The organism is Microbacterium sp. NPDC057741, assembly GCF_042798735.1.
GTDB lineage: Bacteria > Actinomycetota > Actinomycetes > Actinomycetales > Microbacteriaceae > Microbacterium.
This window is the reverse complement of the sequence record NZ_JBHVJW010000006.1, coordinates 207,934-225,537: the sequence shown is the minus strand read 5'-3', so window position 1 is coordinate 225,537 and position 17,604 is coordinate 207,934. Positions and strand designations below refer to the sequence as shown.

14 protein-coding genes are annotated in these 17,604 nt (G+C 68.3%); 6 read left to right on the top strand and 8 right to left on the bottom strand.

All coding sequences use genetic code 11. The features are described from left to right. Positions 1-5 precede the first annotated feature (5 nt). Entirely contained in the window at positions 6-2,066 is a 2,061-nt protein-coding gene (locus ACFVDO_RS17625) for an acyl-CoA dehydrogenase (protein ID WP_378858986.1), read from the bottom strand. 162 nt (positions 2,067-2,228) lie between these two features. Further along, entirely contained in the window at positions 2,229-4,037 is a 1,809-nt protein-coding gene (locus tag ACFVDO_RS17620) for an oleate hydratase (protein WP_378858985.1), read from the bottom strand. Between the two features lie 175 nt (positions 4,038-4,212). On the opposite strand from ACFVDO_RS17620, the gene ACFVDO_RS17615 reads away from it, so the two are divergent. After that, a complete protein-coding gene (locus tag ACFVDO_RS17615; protein WP_378858984.1) occupies positions 4,213-4,638 on the top strand; it encodes an OsmC family protein in 426 nt (141 codons plus the stop codon). On the opposite strand, the gene recQ is transcribed toward ACFVDO_RS17615, so the two are convergent. Next, a complete protein-coding gene (gene recQ / locus ACFVDO_RS17610; RefSeq protein ID WP_378858983.1) occupies positions 4,622-6,628 on the bottom strand; it encodes a DNA helicase RecQ in 2,007 nt (668 codons plus the stop codon). The two genes, ACFVDO_RS17615 and recQ, sit on opposite strands and share 17 nt — an antisense overlap. A 70-nt stretch (positions 6,629-6,698) precedes the next feature. Between recQ and ACFVDO_RS17605 the strand changes: the two genes are divergently transcribed. Further along, complete coding sequence (locus tag ACFVDO_RS17605) at positions 6,699-7,241, top strand: ECF transporter S component (RefSeq protein ID WP_378858982.1); 543 nt, start codon at positions 6,699-6,701, stop codon at positions 7,239-7,241. A 2-nt stretch (positions 7,242-7,243) separates the two neighbouring features. Here ACFVDO_RS17605 and ACFVDO_RS17600 read toward each other — a convergent pair whose 3' ends face one another. The 4 genes from ACFVDO_RS17600 to ACFVDO_RS17585 are packed head-to-tail and all read right to left on the bottom strand — an operon-like array spanning position 7,244 to position 10,163. Beyond that, positions 7,244-7,573 carry an L-rhamnose mutarotase gene (locus ACFVDO_RS17600; RefSeq protein WP_378858981.1) on the bottom strand — a complete coding sequence of 110 codons (330 nt, stop codon included), beginning with the start codon at positions 7,571-7,573 and terminating at the stop codon, positions 7,244-7,246. Between the two features lie 25 nt (positions 7,574-7,598). Beyond that, on the bottom strand, positions 7,599-8,651 hold the full coding sequence (locus ACFVDO_RS17595) for a mannonate dehydratase (RefSeq protein WP_378858980.1): 1,053 nt from the start codon (positions 8,649-8,651) through the stop codon (positions 7,599-7,601). Positions 8,652-8,676: 25 nt separating this feature from the next. After that, on the bottom strand, positions 8,677-9,480 hold the full coding sequence (locus ACFVDO_RS17590) for an SDR family NAD(P)-dependent oxidoreductase (RefSeq protein ID WP_378858979.1): 804 nt from the start codon (positions 9,478-9,480) through the stop codon (positions 8,677-8,679). A gap of 20 nt (positions 9,481-9,500) precedes the next feature. Beyond that, entirely contained in the window at positions 9,501-10,163 is a 663-nt protein-coding gene (locus tag ACFVDO_RS17585) for an RraA family protein (protein WP_378858978.1), read from the bottom strand. A 74-nt stretch (positions 10,164-10,237) separates the two neighbouring features. Between ACFVDO_RS17585 and ACFVDO_RS17580 the strand changes: the two genes are divergently transcribed. The 3 genes from ACFVDO_RS17580 to ACFVDO_RS17570 are packed head-to-tail and all read left to right on the top strand — an operon-like array spanning position 10,238 to position 12,791. Further along, positions 10,238-10,966, top strand: coding sequence for a GntR family transcriptional regulator (locus ACFVDO_RS17580; protein ID WP_378858977.1), 729 nt, complete (start codon positions 10,238-10,240; stop codon positions 10,964-10,966). A 22-nt stretch (positions 10,967-10,988) separates the two neighbouring features. After that, positions 10,989-11,837 carry an SMP-30/gluconolactonase/LRE family protein gene (locus tag ACFVDO_RS17575; RefSeq protein WP_378858976.1) on the top strand — a complete coding sequence of 283 codons (849 nt, stop codon included), beginning with the start codon at positions 10,989-10,991 and terminating at the stop codon, positions 11,835-11,837. Positions 11,838-11,840: 3 nt separating this feature from the next. Continuing rightward, on the top strand, positions 11,841-12,791 hold the full coding sequence (locus ACFVDO_RS17570; RefSeq protein ID WP_378858975.1) for a DUF4432 family protein: 951 nt from the start codon (positions 11,841-11,843) through the stop codon (positions 12,789-12,791). Between the two features lie 6 nt (positions 12,792-12,797). On the opposite strand, the gene ACFVDO_RS17565 is transcribed toward ACFVDO_RS17570, so the two are convergent. After that, the gene (locus ACFVDO_RS17565) at positions 12,798-13,859 is read right to left on the bottom strand and encodes a hypothetical protein (protein ID WP_378858974.1); all 1,062 of its coding nucleotides are present in this window, start codon (positions 13,857-13,859) and stop codon (positions 12,798-12,800) included. A gap of 12 nt (positions 13,860-13,871) precedes the next feature. Between ACFVDO_RS17565 and ACFVDO_RS17560 the strand changes: the two genes are divergently transcribed. Then, positions 13,872-17,420, top strand: coding sequence for a carbohydrate-binding protein (locus ACFVDO_RS17560; protein ID WP_378858973.1), 3,549 nt, complete (start codon positions 13,872-13,874; stop codon positions 17,418-17,420). Positions 17,421-17,604 lie beyond the last annotated feature (184 nt).

Here is a 17,604-nt window from a genome sequence, read left to right as displayed (position 1 = left end):
GGCGGTCAGGCCTTCTTCTGCTGCTTGCGCAGCTCCTTCTCCGAGATCGGCGCCTGCCCCGAAGCCTTCAGCGCGGCGTAGTGCGCACGGGCCTCGTCCTGCCGCTGCTGCTCGATGCCCGAGGCGATCGGAGCGCGCAGGTGCTCGGGCTCGTAGCCGAACGCGTCCACGAGGTCGAGCGCGTAGGGGCGCAGTCGCGCGCAGAGCCGGTCGATGTAGCTCGACACCGCGGCGGCGCGCTGGGTGGACAGTCGACCGTTGATCAGGTGCCAGGCGAGGTGCTTCTCGATCAGCTGCAGACCGAACAGGTCGCGCAGCCAGGTGAGCACCTTCTTGGTCTCGGCGTCCTCGACCTTGTGCACGGCGTCGGTGAACGCCTCCCACTGCAGCAGCTCGCCATGCGCCCTGGCTGCTTCGATGAGCTCGGCCTGGTTCTCGTTGAACAGCTTCTCGCCGAGAACCTTGTCCTTTCCTGCGGGGCGGAGGCGGCCGGCGATGTCGGCGACCATCTGCTGCACACGCTCGGTCAGCAGCTCGTGCTGCTGCTCCTCGCGCAGGCCCAGCTCGACCGAGCGGGCCGTGGAGCCGAGGTCGGCGACCGCCTGGCCGAGGGCGCGAAGGCCGGCACCGTGGAACACCTTGCCCGCGGTCTGACCGACCGCGTACTTGGCCAGCGCCGCGGCATCCTTGCCCTTGAACTGCTTGGCGTAGTCGGTGAGCAGGCGCTTGCCGACCAGCTGCAGCAGGATGTTGTTGTCGCCCTCGAAGGTGACGTAGATGTCGAGGTCGGCACGCAGTCCGACCAGGCGGTTCTCGAACATGAAGCCCGCACCGCCGCAGGCCTCGCGGGCCTCCTGCAGCGTGTCCAGCGCGTGCCAGGTGGACAGCGGCTTGAGCGCGGCGGCCAGGGTCTCGAGGTCTTCGCGGTCGGTCGGGGTGTCGGTGCGGCCCGAGAACACGCCGTCGAACTTCTGCAGGAACTCGTCGTGCGCGAAGATCTGCGCGTAGGTGGTGGCCAGGCGCGGCAGCAAGCGGCGCTGGTGCTTGCCGTAGTCGAGCAGCACGACCTCCTGCCCGTCTGCACCGTCGAACTGGCGGCGCTGGGTGGCGTAGGTGATCGCGATCTTCAGACCGAGAGCAGATGCCCACGACGAGGCGCCGTCGAGCGAGACGCGACCCTGCACCAGGGTGCCGAGCATCGTGAAGAAGCGTCGTCCTGGGCTGTCGATCGAGCTGGTGTAGGTGCCGTCCGCGGCGACGTCGCCGTACTTGTTCAGCAGGTTGGTGCGCGGGATGCGCACGTGGTCGAAGCTGAGCCGGCCGTTGTCGATGCCGTTCAGGCCGCCCTTCAGGCCGTCGTCCTCACGACCGATGCCGGGCAGGTCGGCACCGTCCTCACCGTTTTCGCCGACGGAGCGCAGCGGCACGTAGAAGCAGTGCACACCGTGGTTCACGCCGTTCGTGATCAGCTGCGCGAAGACCGTCGCGGCGACGCCGTGCAGGGCCGCGTTGCCGAGGAACTCCTTCGTCGCCGCTCGGAACGGCGTGTTGATGACGAACTCCTCGGTCTCGGGATCGTACGTCGCCGTCGTGCCGACGGCCGCGACATCCGATCCGTGCCCGATCTCGGTCATCGCGAACGCGCCGGGGATGGAGAGGTCCATGATCCCGGGCAGCCACTTCCTGTGGTGCTCGGCGGTGCCGAGCTGCAGCACGGCCGATCCGAACAGCCCCCACTGCACGCCCGACTTGATCTGCAGGCTGGGGTCGGCGGCGACGAGTTCCTCGAAGCCGGCGATGTTCGCGCCGTTGTTCTCCGCGCCGCCGAACTCCTTCGGGAACGCGCGGTGCACGGCCTTGTTCTCGACGAGCAGGTGCATCTGGGTGAGCACGCGCTCGCGGTGCTCGTCCTTGCCGAGTGAGTCATCGCGCCAGAACGCCGAGTCCTTGATCAGTTCACGGGACTCACGGCGGGTGTCGGCCCACGTGCCCATGAGCAGTTCGTTCAGGCGATCGACATCGAGTTGCGGGGCGGGGGTGGTGGTGCGAACGGCGGCGTCGACCATGGGGGATCCTCTCGAGAGGGAGTCTGGGGCTGCTTCGATGGTAGGTCTACGACAACACTCGAGGAACTGCGCTGTGGAACATCCCCAATCGAATGACGCACCCTGCTCCCCCGGCGTTGTCGCGACCCCACACCCGGTCCTGCCCGCGCGGCTGCGCCGCGCTCACTCGATCGCGTCGTCCGCCCGCTCGCGGCGACGGGTGCCACCGTGCTCGGGGATGAACCCGAAGTCGGTGAGCAGCTCGCCGATCTGCGTGCCGTCCAGCTTGGCGAACAGTCGGTTCCGCAGGATGGCGGGGCCGGGCAGACTCACGTCGGCGCCGTCCCGCATCCGGCTCGTCGCGTTCAGCAGCGATCGGATGTCGTAGGTCGAGCCGAACACCTCCGGCACGCCGCGCTCCACGCCGAGCAGCCGATAGGCGGCCTCCATCCCGGTGCGCACCGAGTACTCGGTGGTGAAGATGCAGTCCCGGGTGGTCTCGGCGAACTGGCCGATGAACGCGAAGTTCTGCGCCCCCTCGGGCACCACGTCCGGCCGGTCGCCGGCCTTGCGCGGCATGAAGAAGGAGGTCACGTAGGGCATCATCACCGGCACGGCCGTGGCCGCGTCGCGGGCGAGTTCATCGATCTGATCGACCGGAACACCCAGGTGGTACAGCCACTCGCGGGTGATCTCCTCACCCGTGGACTCCTGCAGCGTCTTGCCGGTGTAGTCGCCGGGCACGTCGACGAACAGCCCGTACACCCAGACCACGATCTGATCTGCGGGCTGGTTCTTGAAATGCGGCTGCCGGTTGACCGTCCAGCTCATCAACCACGACGAGTCGCGCGCCGTGACGATGCCGCCGGTGACGACCTTCCCGCTGAACGGATCGCGCTGCGCGATCCGTTGGATGTACTCCGGGATGCGGCGGTCCAGCGTGGTCACTGTCGCCGACTCCCACTTGGTCTTCTCGATGTCGCCGCAGAAGACCTCCGGCCGCCCGAACGAGGCATCCTTCGCCGCGATGTTCTGCCACAGCGCCCAGCCCGCCGCCGGCGAGGCATCCACCTTCGCGGCGGTGTGCTGATCGCCCTCATCCGAGTTCTCGGTGAGACCGCCGATCGTGGCGAGCACGAGATCGTCGGCGCCGAGATCGACGCCGCCCTCCTCGCCGTCGCGCACCCAGCGGATGCGGGTGGCCCACTTCGACTCCGCCGTGATCTCGAAGTCGATGTCGGTCACCTGCGTATCGAAGTGGAAGGTGACGCCCTGATCGAGCAGCCAGCGGTACATCGGCAGCACCAGCGACTCGTACTGGTTGTACTTGGTGAACTTCAGTGCGGACAGGTCGGGAAGGCCGCCGATGTGATGCACGAACCGGTGCAGGTACAGCTTCATCTCCAGCGCCGAGTGCCACTCCTCGAACGCGAACATGGTGCGCCAGTACAGCCAGAAGTTGCTCTTCAGGAACTCGTCCGAGAAGACCTCATCGATCCGCTTGTCCTCCATCTCCTCGCGGGTCGCGAGGAAGACGTGCAGCACCTCGCGCTGCGCCTTCTCACTAAGGGCGAAGCGGTTCTGCGTGCCGGCATCCTGTCCCTGCCTCTCGGTGACGCGGCACAGCGAGAAGTTCGGGTCGTCCTTGTTCAGCCAGTAGAACTCGTCGAGCACGCTGGCGCCCTCGATCTCGAGCGAGGGGACGGTGCGGAATGCGTCCCACAGACACTCCATGTGGTCTTCCATCTCGCGACCACCGCGGATCACGAAGCCCTTCTTCGGCCTGCGGATGCCGTCCAGCGCACCACCCGGAAGGGGCAGCCGCTCGAGGATGGTGATCCGGTCGCCGCTGAGCTGCCCGTCACGGATCATGAACAGCGCGGATGACATCGACGCCAGGCCCGCGCCCACGAACCAGGCCGACTTGCGATCGACGCCCTCGGGCTTGCGCGGCCTCGCGAACGCCTCGTAGTTTCCGGTGCTGTAGTACATGCCTCGCCCCTCTCGAAGATGAATACGTGCCGAACCTAACTCGGCACGGCGGAAATGACCAGGGACGTCAGCCGGACTTTTCCCACTGTTCGCCGGGAGGGGCGCCTCTCAGGACCGCCCCGACGGGAGGCGGCCGAGCGGCCTCTTCCGCACCCGATCCACTTACAGTTGGAGCATGGTGGTCAGGTACCGGACGGAAGCGATCAACGACGCCGACGGGCGCAGCCGGGTGCCGGGAGGACTGGATGTCGCGGTCGCCTCGCCGCTCGCGGATGACGCGGATCCGACGGCCACCAACCCCGAGCAGCTGCTCGCGCTGGCATGGGCGACCTGCCTGAACGGCACCGCCCAGGTGCTGGTGCTGGAGCAGGTTCGGACGTCCGTGCGGGTCGAGGTCGAGCTGCACCCGGCCGAGCCCGGCCCCGGCTACGAGTTCCACGTCGACGCGTTCCTGTCGGCCGAGGGGTACTCGCTCGAGCAGACCGCGGACCTGGTCGAACGCGCGCACGCCCGCTGCCCGGTCTCGAAGCTGCTGCGGGCGTCGGCGACCGTGCACGCGCACGCCGAGGAGTACGCGCTGCCGGTCAGTTCGCGGCGATGACCTCGAGCACGGCCTCGCCGTAGGCGTCACGCTTCTTCGCGCCGATGCCCGTGATCCCGTCGAGCGCGGAGGCGGACGCCGGGCGGTGCTCGGCCAGCGCGCGCAGCGTCGCGTCGCCGAACACGATGTAGGCGGGTACGCCCTGTTCGCGCGCAGTCTCGGCGCGCCAGGCGCGCAGCGCGTCGAACAGCGGCCGATCCCCGGCATCCAGCGAATCGGATGCCGAGGACTTGCGCGTCTTCGCCACCGAGACGCGCCCGATCGTGTCCTTGCGCAGCGGCACCGGTGTCTCGCCCTTCAGCACTCCGCCGGCCGCCTCACCCGGCGCGAGGGTGCCGTACTCGCCCTGTGCGACGAGGATCCCTCGAGCCAGCAGCTGCCTCACGACGCTGCGCCAGTCCTGCTCGGACAGGTCGGCGCCGATGCCGTAGGTGGCGATCCTCTCGTGACCGAACTTGCGGATGCGCTCGGTGGATGAGCCGCGCAGGATGTCGATGAGCTGACCGGCGCCGAACGCCTGGTTGCGCTCGCGCTTCAGCCGCACGATGGTGGACAGCAGCTTCTGCGCGGGGATCAGGCCGTCGAAGGTCTCGGGCGCCTCGAGGCAGGTGTCGCAGTTGCCGCACGGCTGCGAGTCCTGGCCGAAGTAGCCGAGCAGGTTCTGCCTGCGACACTGCACGGTCTCGCACAGGGCGAGCATCGCGTCGAGATGCTGCCCCATGCGCATCTTGAAGGTGCGGTCACCGGGACTCTGATCGATGAGGCGGCGCTGCTGCACGACATCGCCCAGGCCGTACGCCATCCAGGCCACCGACGGCTCGCCGTCGCGGCCGGCGCGGCCGGTCTCCTGGTAGTACCCCTCGACGGACTTCGGCAGATCGATGTGCGCCACGAACCGGACATCGGGCTTGTCGATGCCCATGCCGAACGCGATCGTCGCGACCATGACCACACCCTCCTCGCGGAGGAAGCGCGCCTGGTTCGCCGCGCGCACCTCGGCGGGCAGGCCCGCGTGGTACGGCAGGGCATCGAACCCCTGCGTGACCAGGTGATCGGCGGTCTGCTCGACCGACTTGCGGCTGAGCGCGTAGACGATGCCGGCCACCGGCCCCGCCTCGGCCATCGTCCGGATGAACGCGACCAGCTGCTTGCGCGGGTCGACCTTCGGCACGATCCGGTACTGGATGTTGGGACGATCGAAGCTCGCGACGAAGTGCTTCGCCCCGTCGAGGTGCAGCCGCTCGGTGATCTCCTGGTGCGTGGCGCGGGTGGCGGTGGCGGTGAGCGCCATGCGCGGCACCCCCGGGAACCGCTCGGCCAGATCTCCCAGCGCCAGGTAGTCGGGCCGGAAGTCGTGGCCCCACTGCGACACGCAGTGCGCCTCGTCGATCGCGATGACGCTCAGCGCGCCGCGCTGCAGCAGCGCCGTGGTCTGCGGGCTGGACAGCCGCTCGGGGGCGACGTAGATCAGGTCGAGATCGCCGGCCAGGTAGTCGCGCTCGACCGCGCGACGCTCGTCGAGCGACTGGGTGGAGTTGAGGTAGGCGGCCTTCACGCCGTTGGCGCGCAGAGCGTCGACCTGGTCATGCATGAGCGCGATCAGCGGGCTGATCACCAGTCCTGTCCCCTCGCGCACCAGGGCGGGCACCTGGTAGGTGATGGACTTGCCGCCGCCGGTGGGCATGAGAACCACGGCGTCGCCGCCTGCGACGACCTGCTCGACGATCGCGGCCTGATCGCCGCGGAACGCGTCGTAGCCGAACACGGTGCGCAGCGCGTCGAGCGGGGTCGGGTAGCGGCTGGGCGCAGGACGGCCCTGCGCGGACGCGGATGCGGGGGTCTGCGAGGACACCGGCGTCATCGGTCCCTGACCCCAGTCCAGCGGGGGCTCGTAGCCGTCCTCGGGCGGGATCCAGTCGAGCTCCTCCGCCTCGCCCCAGGGCTCGTCCGGGTACGGCGGCTCGTCGTACGAGGGCGTGTGCTGCGGCATCCCTCCAGGGTAGCCACCGCCGCCGACGCCGGCCGCCGTTCTCCACAGCCCAGGACCGTAAACTGGAGCGATGGCCACCCGACCCGCGCTGAGCACACGCACCCTGCTCGTCTGCGCGGCGATCGGCGTCGCCACCGGCATCCTGGGCGGGATCGCCGGGTGGGTCACGCCCGTCGTGATCCCCACGCTTCCGATGATCTACGGCCTCGTCCTCGGCGTGCACGTGCTGCCGGGAATCATCGCGCAGGAGGTGCTGCGCCTGCCACTCGTCGCGCTGATGACGCACGTGATCGCGGCGCTGATCTCGAGCGCGTTCAATCCTGCCTGGGCGATGCGCTTCATCGGCACAGCTCTGCTGTTCGGCGCGATCCAGGAGGGCGTCGCCGCCCTCACCAGGTACCGCGCCTGGGGCGCCTGGCGCTTCTTCATCTCGGCTGTGATCATCGGCGCGCTCGTCGCCGTCGTGGTGTGGTTCGTCGTCGACATGGCCGCCCTCGATCTTTGGGTGCGGATCGTCTACCTGATCATCGCGGTGCTGGGGCCGGTGGCCTGGACGGCTGTCGGTCTCAGGATCGGCATCTCTCTGCGCAAAGCGGGGGTCGCGGCGCGCTGAGATCAGTCCAGGTGGAAGATCTCCTCCGCCGGCGCCCAATTCTCGCCCGGATCAGCCGTCTCGACCGGCTGCTGACAGGGGTCGGTGAGCTCCCACCACTTCTGCGTGACGGGGTCGGCCGCCATCGCCGCCATGTCGGCGTCGTAGTCGTCCCCGATGTACTCGAAGTACGAGAACAGCATTCCGTCGCGCAGGAAGATGGAGTAGTTGCGGATGCCGCTGCGAGTGATCTGCTCGAGCACGCCCGGCCAGGCATCCGCGTGCAGAGCGAGATACTCGTCCGCCTTCTCGGGGCGCAGCCGGACCACCGAACCAAACCTCTGGGTCGCCATGTTCAGTCCTTCGGATAGCCGGCCGTCACCGCCGGGTGGACGGATGCCCGTAGGCGGACTGCTCCAGGCCACGGATGTAGCCGATGGCGAAGAGACGACCGAGCATCTCGTAGCCGGGAGCGTCGTTGGACTCTCCTTCGAGCGTCGGGACGTGGTCGGGGCGCATCGCTCCCTCGAACCCGATGTCGTGGTACGCCTCGACGCAGGCGGGCATGTCGGTCTGGCCGTCGTCGTGGAAGGTCTCACGGAACTCCTCGACGGTGCCCCGCACATCCCGGAAGTGCACGAACGGGATCTTCGCCGTGCCGAACTCGCGGATGACCTCGGGGATCGAGGTCTCGCCCGAGATGATCTCCGGCATCAGCGCGAAGTTGCCCTGGCACAGCGTCGTGCCGTTGTAGTCGGAGGGCACGATGCCGAACAGCCGACGGAAGTCGGCCACCGAGCTCATGATCCGGGGCACCCCGCGGTCCATGGCCTGGGGCGGATCGTCCGGGTGCATCGCCAGACGGACGCCGGCCTTCTCCGCCTCGGGGACGACAGCCTTCAGGAAGTACTCCAGGGCCGACCACATGTCCTCAGCAGTGACCTCGCCTTCCGGCAGGAGCGCGGGCTTGGCCTGCTGGACGGCACGGGTGTACCCGGTCACCAGGGCGCCGGCGCGGTCATGCAGCGCGGTCTCGGTGCGTCCCCAGGTGGTGATGGCCATCCAGTTGTAGGCCATCGTCGGGACGCCCAGAGCGCCGAGCGCACGGATCTGCTCGATGAACTGGTCGATCTGCTCATCGCGCCCGTCCTGACCGAGACGGATCTTGTCCATCGGCGCAGTGTCCTCGGTGGCGATGAGGGTGAATCCCCACTGCTCGTAGAGCTCCTTGTTGTGCCGCAGCGCCTCGAGGCTCCACGGCACGTCGCCCCGGTCCTCGATCTCCCATCCGGCGCTCCCGACGGAGGCGAACATGCGCTGGTCCTGCTCACCGCCGTTGAGCGCGGCCACGACGTTGTCGACCCCGGCCTGCCGGATCAGCTTCCAGTCGTCTGCCGGGCGAGGGGGGAGGAATTCACTGAGCTGGATCATCGGTCGTTCCGTTCGTTCGGGAGGATCAGGACTTCTCGGGCAGGGCTGCGGCGATGCGGGACAGCAGACCCCCGTCGACCCGCAGCTCGGCGCCGGTGACGAAGCTGGCGGCATCGCTGGCCAGGAAGGAGCACACGGCGCCGACTTCGGAGGGCCTGCCGACGCGGCCCAGCGGATGCATCCGCCCCCACTCGGCGATGACCGCCTCCTGTCCGGCATCCGTGCCGTCGGACCATTCCGTGGCCGACGTGCGCAGCATGGGGGTGTCGATCGACCCGGGCAGGATGGCGTTGACGCGCACGCCGTGCTCGGCCTCGTCGACCGCCAGCGCGCGGGTCATCGCGTTCAGTGCACCCTTGGTGGAGGTGTAGCCCACCACTTTGTTCTGCGTGGCGACGCCCTGCACCGAGGAGATCAGTGTGACCGTGCCCCGGTTCTTGCGGATCTCCGCGATCGCGCAGTGCACCGCGAGAAACACGCCGCGCACGTTGACCGCGAAGACTCGGTCGAAGTCCTCGGGCGTCGTCTCGGCGGCGTCGCCGTAGGTCTGGATCCCGGCGGAGGTGACGAGGTGATCGATCCGTCCGAAGCGGTTCATGGCGGCGTCCACGACGGCCCGGTGGGTGGCCTCGAGCGCGACATCACCGGCCACGCCGATGGCGAGGCCTCCCGAGGCAGTGATCGCCTGCACAGCCTCGTCGACGTTCTGCTGCGTCAGCCCGTGCACGACCACGGCCGCGCCCTCCGCCGCGAACACCTCCGCGGCCCCCCTGCCGATACCGGCCGACCCGCCGGTGACGATGACGACCTTGCCCTTGTGACTGCTCATTGTTCTCCTGCCCGTGAATCTCACAGCACGCCGAATCGTGCGAACGCCTCGGTCGCGCTCATGCCCTGGTCGATGGCGGTGGCCACGAGGTTCTCCGTGCTCGCCTTCGCGAGCGATGCCTCGATCACCTCATCCTCCACCGCGCGCGGGATGACCAGCACCCCGTCCATGTCGCCGAAGACGAGATCGCCCGGCTCGATCCGCACGCCGCCGAGTTCGACGGGCACACGGAAATCACGCACCGCGGTGCGCACCGAGGAGTCCTGGGCATAGCCGCCCCAGCTGAACACGGGGAAGTCACGTTCCAGAATCTGCGGGGTGTCACGGTGGTAGCCGTCCACCACGGCACCGACCGCACCGCGTCCCTGCGAGGTGGCGGTCAGCATCTCGCCCCACATGGCCACGGACTGCACGATGCGGGAGCCGACCCACACCTCGCCCGGTTCGAGCTGATCGAGCGCCTCGGTCATGTGCCCGAACGGCTTCTTCTGCGGGCCGTAGACGTCGGAAACGACGACGGGCATCGCCCGCCCGGCGATCTTCATGTGCGGCCTCATCGGCTGGATCTGCGGCGGGAGGAACTGGTGGGTGTGTCCGAGGGCGTCGAGGATGTCGCCGACCACCGGGGTGTACAACGTGGACTTCATCAGCTCGAAGAGCTCGGCGTCGGTACGCGGGTTCATATCTCTCCTTGTCGGACCAAGTTACATGCTTGTATACTAGTCCGCAAGCTAGACTCGGTGAGAGGAGGAGAACAATGACACCATCGCCCGCCGGCGCACCGGGAACGACGTACACCGGGGTGCTCTCGCCGCTCACCCAGCCGCGCTCCCGCTATCGCATGTCCGACGCCGTCTTCGAGTCCTTGAGCGAATCGATCCGACATCTCCGCCTCGCGCCTGGCACCCCGCTCTCGGAGCCCGGCGTCGCCGCCTCGCTGCAGGTCAGTCGCTCCCCGGTCCGCGAGGCGTTCACCCGTCTCTCCGACCTCGGGCTCATCGCGATCGTTCCGCAGGTCGGCAGTCAGGTCGCACCCATCTCGCTCCGCGAGGTCGAGGAGGCTGTGTTCATCCGGCGCGCCCTCGAGACCAGCGCATTCCAGCAGGCGATCGCCGACGGCGCACCCGACACCACCCGCATCCAGGAGATCTGCGACGCGAACGCTGCGGCCGCGGCCGCCGGCGACCTCGAGGGGTTCTTCGACACCGACGAGCAGCTGCACCAGGCGGTCTTCATCCTGGCCGGCAAGCCGCGGATCTGGGATGTCGTGCGCGGCACGAAGATCCAGCTCGACCGCCTGCGCCGGCTCAACCTCAGCGCGGCGCTGGGCAATCCCGAGCTGCTCACCGAGCATCAGGCGATCGTCGACGCGCTGAAGAACAGGGACGAGGACACCGGCATCCGGGTCATCGCCCGGCACTCCACCCGGGTCCTGACGGACACCACCCGCCTGCGGGCCGAGAACCCGACGTTCTTCGCCGAGTAGCAGACCGACAAGAGGAGCCCCCATGACCGACCGGATCGATGTCGTCGTACCCGCCCGCGCAGCGTGCGGCGAGGGCCCGTACTGGGATCCGCGCGATGGGTCCGTGGTCTGGGTCGACATCGTCGGGCGGCAGATCCACCGGACGGACTCCGCGGGCTCCACCACGACGATCGACTACCCCGAGATGGTGGGCGCAGCGGCGCCCCGCGCGGGCGGCGGGCTCGTGCTCGCCGTCGAGTCGGGCTTCGCCCTGGTCGACGATGCCGGCGCGGTCACGAGCACCGTCGACGTGCTCGCCCCGCCGATCCGGATGAACGACGCCAAGGTCGACCCGCAGGGGAACTACTGGGCCGGCAGCTGCGCAATGGATTTCTCCGCCGGCCGTGGCGGACTGTGGCGGCTCGGCACCGACCTCGCCGCCGAGCTGGTGGTGCCCGACCTCACCCAGCCGAACGGCATCGGCTGGAGCCCCGACGGCCGCACGATGTATCTCGTCGAGACTCAGGATCGGCTCGTCCTCGCCTTCGACTTCGATCCGGACGCCGCCACGGTCACCGACCGGGGACGGGTGCTCGCCGAGGGCTTCGTGGGGTTCCCCGACGGTCTGTCAATCGATGCCGAGGGCCACATCTGGCTCGCGGAGTACGGGGGGCGGGCCGTGCACGAGTTGTCCGAGACCGGCCGCACACTGCGCACCGTCGATATCCCCACCGACCAGCCCACTTCGTGCGCGTTCGTCGGCCCGCAGCTGGACCGGCTCTGGGTGACCTCGGCCGCCGCGGGGCTCGACGCCGATCCGCTCGCCGGGTCGATCTTCGAGATCCACGGGCACGGCGCCCACGGCCTGCCGGTCGCGCTGTTCCAGGGCTGAGCGATGCCGATCACGCTGCGGTCCTCCGTGCTCGAAGTCGCCGTGCGTCCTGAGCGCGGCGCCGACATCGTGCAGATCGTCGACCGGGAGACCGGCATCCCCACGCTCAGCGTCTCGCCGACTGCCGGCGCGACCACGCCACCCGCGTTCGGCGGCGACTCCATGACGCAGTGGACGACGGGGTACCCCGGCGGGTGGCAGTTCTGCACCCCCAATGCCGGCCCGGAGCGGGTGCACGACGGCGTGCTGCAGGGCTACCACGGCGAATCAGCACTGTCCGCGTGGGACGTCGTCGAGGCGAGCGAATCATCGGCTGAGCTGACCGCGCGGCTGATCACGGCGCCGTTCGAACTGCACCGGCGCATCGACGTCTCCGGCGACGCCGTCGAGGTGATCGACACCGTGCGGAACCTGTCCGACGACGACGTCAGCGCGCGGATGCTGCAGCATCCGGCATTCGGCGCGCCGTTCCTCGATGAGCGAAGCTACCTCGTGACGGATGCCGCGACGCTGCTGACGGATGCCGGCGCACCCGGCACCCTGGCGGGCGCCGATGTCTGCGGCCGCCCCGATTCGGTCCTCCCCGCCGGCCCCGTTCCCGGCAGCATCGCACTGCCGGGCCCCGGCTCGCGACAGGCCCTGTTCGGCGCGCTCACCGGGTTCCCGGATACAGACCCCGCGGTGCTGTTCGCCAGCCCGACCCACGGATTCGGCATGCGGCTGAGCTGGTCGCGCGAGACCTATCCCCTGGCGTGGCTGTGGATCGAGGCCAACGCCGGCAGCGGCTGGCCGTGGTTCCGCCGGATGTACGCGATCGCCGTCGAGCCAGGAAACGTACTGCCGGGCGAGGGACCGGCGGCCGACGGGCTGACCCGCGGCGGGAACGGCACCGTCATCCCCGGGCGCGGCGAGGTCGTCTCGACCGTTCGCGTGCAGCGCGTCGCGTTGCGCTGACCGAGGTCAATGCGGCGACTGCAGCGGCGCGATCTGCATCGACCACGCCGCGGTGACGGACTCGCCGGAGTGCAGCCGATGCACCAGGCCGTCCCGCTCCGCTCCCTCCACTCCGTGCACGCCGTGCACGGAGGTCGGAATCAGCGCGCCGATGCCGCGGCCGGTCTCCCAACGATCGGTGAGCCAGACCCACACGTGGTCGAGGATCGGGGAATCGAACTCGAGAGAGAGACGACTGCCGCCGCCAGGACTGTCGACGGCGATCGATGACGGCGACGATGACACTTCCACGCAATCCAGCCGATGAGGCATCACCTCGTCATCGCCGAGCGTCCCGACGAGCCGGTCATCGACGAACAGTCGTGTCCCCGACGCCAGCGTCGAAGGCCCGAAGTACGGGTGGATCCCGTAGCCACAGGGCAGTGCATCGTCGCCATCGTCCGTTCGGGTCAGCACATCCGTCACTTCCAGCGCCCCGGAGCCGGCGGCGAACCGCATCGTCCGGTCGATCGCGAACGGCGCTCCTGCACTCGTGCCCCGCAGACGAAGCTCAGGGGTCGCGCCCTGGACGATCTCGTAATCCCAGGGAGCGCTTCGCGCGTCTCCGTGGAACGCGTAATGATGCTCACCGCGCTGCGACGGCTCGCCGGCATTCGGGTACATCGTGAGCAGTCCGCCGAACGCATATTCCGCCGCCGGTCGCTCGCGGCCCAGTCGACGGTCCTCTTCGAATCGCGCCATCTCACCGCGGTCCCGATAGAGGACATCCAGGTCGAGCGCGCGCGAGTAGAACCTGTTGATCTCGCCGCCCCTCCACGGAAGGACGACGACCTGCAGGTCGGCCGATTCCAGGACGACCTCGGTCATTCCGGCGAGACCTTGCCGCACACGTATTTCACCAGTCACGTTCGAGCTCTCCTCTGATGCACCGCGATAACCCAATTCGTTTACGCAATGCTGCCACATACCTTGACAGCGACCGGACAGGCCCTGAAGACTGGGCCCGAGATTCGTTAAGAAAATGCTTTTCGTAATCTCGCCCCATCCCCTTTGAGCAGCCAGAACCAAGGAAGGTTCCCCATGCGCAGATCGATCCCACCGACCGCCCCGCCGCTCCGCCGGCGGCTGGGCTCCGTTGCAGGGCTGAGCGCCCTGGCCGTCACCGCCGCGCTCTGTCTGGTGAATGCCCCGGCATCCGCCTCGACGAGCACCGCATCGAGTTCCCCAGTGCAAGCCACCTTCTTCGTCTCCCCGCATGGGAAGGACACCAACTCCGGCCGGAACCGGGGCCAGGCGTTCAAAACACTCGAGAAGGCACGCACGGCCGTGCGCGAGCTGGCCGGCGACATGACCGGCGACATCGTCGTCAACCTCGCCAAGGGCGACTACTACACCCCCGAGACCGTCGAGTTCGACGAGGGCGATTCGGGCACCAACGGGTTCTCGGTGATCTACCGCTCGTTCGACGGACCGGGTGCGGCGAAGCTGATCGGCGGCACGAAGGTCGACACGACCTGGCAGCGCGTCTCGGCGGACACACCGGGTGCCGGCGACGCCGACCTGCCCGCGAGCGCCGCCGGGCACGTCTACGAGACGAAGATCGGCGCCGGTCTGGACTTCAACACCCTCTACGTCGACGACGAGCGGGCGACGATGGCGCGCACGCCCTCGCATCGAGTCGAGCCGCGCTTCACCTCGGCGCAGAACGACTACATGGTCTCGACCGGCGGAGGGCTGACCAGCATCGACTATCCGGCATCCGGACTCGACCAGGCTCAGGTCACGGCGCTGGCGAACGCCCAGTCCCGCGGCGACCTGAACGCGCAGATCCTCGGCTGGGACGGCGCAGGCTGGGACTGGATGACCTCGACCATCCCGATCGGATCGATCGATCCCGCCACACGCAAGCTGAGCTTCGTGCAGGTACCGGGCAAGCCGGGTGAGAACCGCCCGCACTTCTCCTACGGCGGCGGCGCCCGGTTCCTCGTGCAGGGCAACCTCGGGCTGCTCGACGAGCCCGGCGAGTACTACTACAACAAGGCCAGCGGGTACCTCTACTACTACCCGGAGGAGGGGTCCGACCCCCTGTCGAAGCAGGACATCGTGGTTCCGTCCACGGAGAAGATCGTCGACGTCACCGGTGCCTCGCGCACCGCGCAGGTGTCGCACATCACCTTCGACGGTCTCGCGTTCAAGGACACGAACTTCCCCGAGTACTACAGCTACGCGTGGAACGCCCACGACGCCCGTGGCGGGATGGGCTTCCCGGACTACGCGGTGCAGCCGGGCATCACCCTGCCCTCGTACGCGGAGACGAGCGAGCGCCCGGAGTTCCAGGTCGGATCGATCACGCTGAAGAACACGAACAACATCACGATCACGAACGCGCATGTCAAGAACGCGGGGATGTTCGGGATCGAGCTCTACGAGGCCAACGACCACACCATGATCAGCAACAGCCTGATCGAGAACACCGGCCACGGCGGCGTCAACATCGAAGGCGGATTCCCCGGCGTCGGAGGCGACGAGAACGGCGAGGGATACAGCCATCACAACACGGTGACGAACACGATCATCCACGACATCGGCCAGCTCGTCGGGCAGACCGCGGGCGTCTCGATCAACAACGCGAGCAGCAACACCGTCTCGCACTCCGAGATCTACAACAGTCCGCGGCGCGCGCTGCTCCTGATGGGCGGCTACGGCCGCACGTCGACTCCCGGCCCCACCGGAGACGGCGACTACAACCGGATGACGGATCTGTACGCGCACGACAACACGTTCAGCCACTTGTACATCCATGACGCCGAGAACGACGGCGCCGACGACGGTGCGATCTTCACCTTCGATCTGTTCCGAGGCTCGCAGCACCGGCCGAACACGTTCGACCAGATCATCGTCGACAAGATCGGCTCCACGCCCACGATGGACGGCATCCCGCCGAACAGCATGAACCTCGACGTCGGCGCGGCGGGCGTGATCGTGAAGAACTACCAGGCGATCAACCCCCAGCAGTACAACGCCGAGGTCAACACGATCGTGCAGTACGGCGACCAGATCACGTTCGAGAACACGAACATCAACTACGGGAAGATCGTCAACCAGCTCGCCGACTTCGACCCGTCGAAGATGGACTACGCCCACATCGGCGCGAACGACGCCAACCCCTACTTCGACTCCGAGCCGGCCGGCAAGGACAAGACGAAGAAGGTGTACTTCCAGGACGCCTTCGAGGGCTCGGCGCTCGACGAGTCCCAGTGGCGCTGGGACGGCGTCAAGCCGGCGATCTCGCACGAGTTCGCCGCCGAGGGAGTCTCCGACGAGCGCTCCGGTGGCCTCGACATCGGAAAGGGAGCTCTCGTCGTCAACGGCGACAAGGCGCCCGCCGGATCGAAGCCGGTGCTGTACAGGGACTTCGGCACCGCACTGAAGAAGAAGACGGTCACACTCGACATCTTCGATCGACAGAGCATGGGCATGGTCCCGTACGACTCGGGCGCTCCGATCTCGGCGCAGGTGCGCGCGCTGGCGCGCGTCGACAACGGCGGGGACGACGCGATCGGCCTCGGCATCGACACGAGCGTGAGCACCACGTCGTACGTGCTCCAGAACGCCGGTTCGAAGACAGCGACCTCGGTACCGCGCACCTACGGCTGGCACCGACTGACCTTCGACTACTCGAACGGCAGCACTGCCCGGCTGTCGATCGACGGCGTCGAGGTCGGCACCGTGGCGGCTCCGTCCTTCCGGCGCATCCAACTGGGTTCGGCCGACGGATTCGGCGACGGGATCTACGACCGTGTGCGAGTCGCCGGCGGCACAGGAAACAGCGCCGCGCCGGCGCTGCCCATCCCGCTCTCTCTGGATGAGCCGCTCGCCGCGGCTGATGCCTCGGCGTCCTCCGACATCCCCGCCGGCACGACGCCCGACGGAACGGCCTACGCCGGACCGCTGGAGACCGGCGACTACCTCGAGTACGTGGTCGACGTGCCCAAGACCGGCGCCTACAGCGTCGACTACCGGGTGGCCGTGGATGCCGGAGCCACCGGCGAGGTTGAACTCCTCGTCGACGGCGAGCAGGCCGGAACCACGACGCTGGATTCCACGGGCGGTCTGCAGAACTGGACCACCGTCAGCGACCTGGTGCCCCTGACCAGCGGGCTGCACACGATCCGGCTGCAGGCGACCGCCGGCGGGTGGAACTTCGCCTCGGCGAAGCTGGCCTACGCGGCGCAGAGCATTCCCGGCACCATCCAGGGGGTGACCTACGACGCGCACACCGGCGGGATCCAGCCGGTGACGGGCGAGAACGGGACGCAGGCGGTCGGCTACATCAGCGTCGGCGACACGATGAGCTACAAGGTCGCCGTCACCGATACGGGCGTCTACGACCTGTCGTACCGCGTCGCCGTCAACAAGAACAACAGCAACGGCGTCGAGATGCTGGTCGACGGAGTGAGCGTGGCGACGACGACGCTGCCGGTCACCGGTGGGTGGAGCAACTGGGCGACCGTGAACGGCGGCACCGTGCCGCTGGCGGCCGGCCTGCACACGATCACGGTCCGTGTCGTGAACGACAACAACTGGAACCTGCAGTCGTTCCAGCTGTCGCTGCCGACGGCGCTCTGAGGGGTCTGACCGCAGCACGAAGGTCCGGATGCGAGCCGCACGGCTCGCATCCGGACCTTCTCTTTGTCGAGAGTCGACGGGGCTCTGCCAGGCAGGAACGCGGCTCCCCCGGCGCCTCAAAGTTCTCGCCGTGCCGTGCGCTTCGCTCCGGCATCCCCCGGAACGGATGCTGCGGGGACGACGT

Excerpts from the sequence above, each read along its gene's own strand:
- ACFVDO_RS17625 (WP_378858986.1), bottom strand. The coding sequence starts at position 2,066 with ATGGTCGACGCCGCCGTTCGCACCACCACCCCCGCCCCGCAACTCGAT.
- ACFVDO_RS17620 (WP_378858985.1), bottom strand. The coding sequence starts at position 4,037 with ATGTACTACAGCACCGGAAACTACGAGGCGTTCGCGAGGCCGCGCAAG.
- ACFVDO_RS17615 (WP_378858984.1), top strand. The coding sequence starts at position 4,213 with ATGGTGGTCAGGTACCGGACGGAAGCGATCAACGACGCCGACGGGCGC.
- recQ (WP_378858983.1), bottom strand. The coding sequence starts at position 6,628 with ATGCCGCAGCACACGCCCTCGTACGACGAGCCGCCGTACCCGGACGAG.
- ACFVDO_RS17605 (WP_378858982.1), top strand. The coding sequence starts at position 6,699 with ATGGCCACCCGACCCGCGCTGAGCACACGCACCCTGCTCGTCTGCGCG.
- ACFVDO_RS17600 (WP_378858981.1), bottom strand. The coding sequence starts at position 7,573 with ATGGCGACCCAGAGGTTTGGTTCGGTGGTCCGGCTGCGCCCCGAGAAG.
- ACFVDO_RS17595 (WP_378858980.1), bottom strand. The coding sequence starts at position 8,651 with ATGATCCAGCTCAGTGAATTCCTCCCCCCTCGCCCGGCAGACGACTGG.
- ACFVDO_RS17590 (WP_378858979.1), bottom strand. The coding sequence starts at position 9,480 with ATGAGCAGTCACAAGGGCAAGGTCGTCATCGTCACCGGCGGGTCGGCC.
- ACFVDO_RS17585 (WP_378858978.1), bottom strand. The coding sequence starts at position 10,163 with ATGAACCCGCGTACCGACGCCGAGCTCTTCGAGCTGATGAAGTCCACG.
- ACFVDO_RS17580 (WP_378858977.1), top strand. The coding sequence starts at position 10,238 with ATGACACCATCGCCCGCCGGCGCACCGGGAACGACGTACACCGGGGTG.
- ACFVDO_RS17575 (WP_378858976.1), top strand. The coding sequence starts at position 10,989 with ATGACCGACCGGATCGATGTCGTCGTACCCGCCCGCGCAGCGTGCGGC.
- ACFVDO_RS17570 (WP_378858975.1), top strand. The coding sequence starts at position 11,841 with ATGCCGATCACGCTGCGGTCCTCCGTGCTCGAAGTCGCCGTGCGTCCT.
- ACFVDO_RS17560 (WP_378858973.1), top strand. The coding sequence starts at position 13,872 with ATGCGCAGATCGATCCCACCGACCGCCCCGCCGCTCCGCCGGCGGCTG.